1 protein-coding gene and 1 pseudogene are annotated in these 2,212 nt (G+C 25.1%); both read right to left on the bottom strand.

Annotation, left to right across the window (positions count from 1 at the left end; translation table 11 throughout):
- A pseudogene (locus F7B34_RS07505) lies at positions 1 to 340 on the bottom strand (ABC transporter substrate-binding protein); the annotation flags it as partial.
- A 119-nt stretch (positions 341 to 459) separates the two neighbouring features.
- Positions 460 to 2,212: PKD domain-containing protein (locus tag F7B34_RS07500; protein WP_292461214.1), on the bottom strand; the 1,753-nt coding region annotated here is incomplete at its 5' end.

Raw genomic sequence — 2,212 nt, 5'->3', positions numbered from 1 at the left:
TTGCCCCTTCTTTTAATAAAACAAATTTATTTCCCTCAGAATCCACCATATAACAGTATCCTTTATTCCAGTGTGGCTCCAAACTAAATGTTTTAGCAAATACAACAGGTTCTCTAAATCTATCATAGTTTTTGAAGAGATATACAACATCTGCAATATCTATGGAGTTATCGCAGTTTAAATCTCCATCTTCTAATGGAATATTCCTATGCTTGAATAGATATATCACATCAGAAATATCTATGGAGCCATCTCCATTTATATCTCCTATTTCTGCCCCTACAACTCCAGGGACGAGGGATAGCAACATCACAATAGACAGTATAATTATCCTTTTCATGCACAATACCTCCAATATTTTTAAGTAATAATTAAATATATATTATTAATACTAAACGAATATTATAAAAAAAATAGTATTTAAATTTTATTATTTAATTTTTAAATTTTATTAAAATATTATTTTATCTTAAATCTGATTAACAATATACCCAAAACAAATCCGAATATTGATGCAAATGAATAATAAGGGACTATTTTATCATTATTTGGTATTATTGTTTTGTTTATAACATAATTTTTGATAGTTTTAACTTTATTAACTTTTAATACCACCACCTGTGTATTGTTTAAATCAATTACTTTTCTATATTTATTTATTTTTATTTTAGGCTTAGATTTAAAGATTATCTTTTTTTCAAAATCCCATTCATAATTTATAAAATCGATAGCTTTATTATTTTTTATGGCTGGATAATATACTACATTCCAATTTAATTCACATGATTTTGACACATTTATTGGAATAATAAGATTTTTAGTTTCGTTTGGTTTTAATACAACTTTATACTGGATTTTTAGAAGATGGTAATTATTATAATCTAAAAAATTAAGATATCCGTCAACCTTGTGAATTAATGGATTTTTCAAGGTTATATTTAAATAAACCGTCTTGTTTTCATTTTTATTTAATATGAATGAATCATTGGAAATCGAATAATTTACTGGATTGATATTTTTAACAGGTATAATGCCCTCCACTTTATCTGTTCCATTTAATGAGTCTTTAACAGTACATTTTATTTTATATATTGTGTAATTTGAATAGGTATGTATTGGATTTTCTTCTGTTGAGTTTTTCCCATCTCCAAAGTCCCATATATATTTCAATTTATCCCCGTCTTTATCATACGCTAGAGCATAAAAATGAACTTCTTTGTTATTGATTATGCCGTAGGCTATTTTCAATTTTGGCGGGTTGTTGGCTTCTCTTTTTATAATACCCACTGTTAGATTTTTAACGGGAAAGTATATTTTTGTGCTGTTTGAATATAGAGATAGATTCCCTACATAGATTGTTGAAAAAATATTTTCATTAAGTTTTGGAGTTATATTAAACTTTAAGATACTAAATGTTCCATTTGTTCCATTTGTTAGTGAAATGTTGAAATACAAGTGGCTGTTATTAAAGGTCATATTCAAAGTATTTATTTTATTACGAATATTGGAAAATATTGAAATTCCACAATTGGAGACATCAAATAAGGAATTATTTATAAAAATATATCCTGAAAAATTTGTCAAATTTTCATCGCTATTAAAAACTTTTAACATAATTTCTTTTGAAGAGCCAAATGTAATGTTTGTTTTTTCAATAACCTTTCCAAGAGAATTTTCTGTTGCAAAACCAATATATTTATTTGTTGTTGTAATAATTTCAACAGATGTTTTATTAATTTTCTTTCCATTGGCATATATATTCAATGTAATATTATAATTTGTATTTGTGATATTTATAGGAAGTTCTAACAAATCAATATATTTTGACACATTTTTTGGAATTATAAAAAAACTAATAGTATTGTTAAATGTCTTTAATGTTGTGCTATTAAATGGTATTAAAACCGTTGGATTACCTTTTATATTTACATTTGTAAAGGTAATATTTCCACTTATATTGTGTATGGGCTTAACTCCATCAATATGCACAATGGCTTTAATATTTTTATTATATGTAAAATTATTTATTATTATCTTCCCTATTGTCTGTTTTAATGGATTTATTGTTATACTTGAGTTTTTTATAATTAATGGTTCAATACGATATCCATCTGCATTAGATATAACAGTTTTTCTTAATGATATATTTCCACTACCTTCATTTAATGCCTTAAATGATAATGTTGCTACTGTGAAATTACCATATGGTGGA

It is taken from the genome of Methanothermococcus sp. (assembly GCF_015523155.1).
Classification (GTDB): domain Archaea; phylum AGJL01; class Methanococci; order Methanococcales; family Methanococcaceae; genus Methanofervidicoccus.
This window is presented reverse-complemented; position numbering and strand designations above follow the sequence as displayed.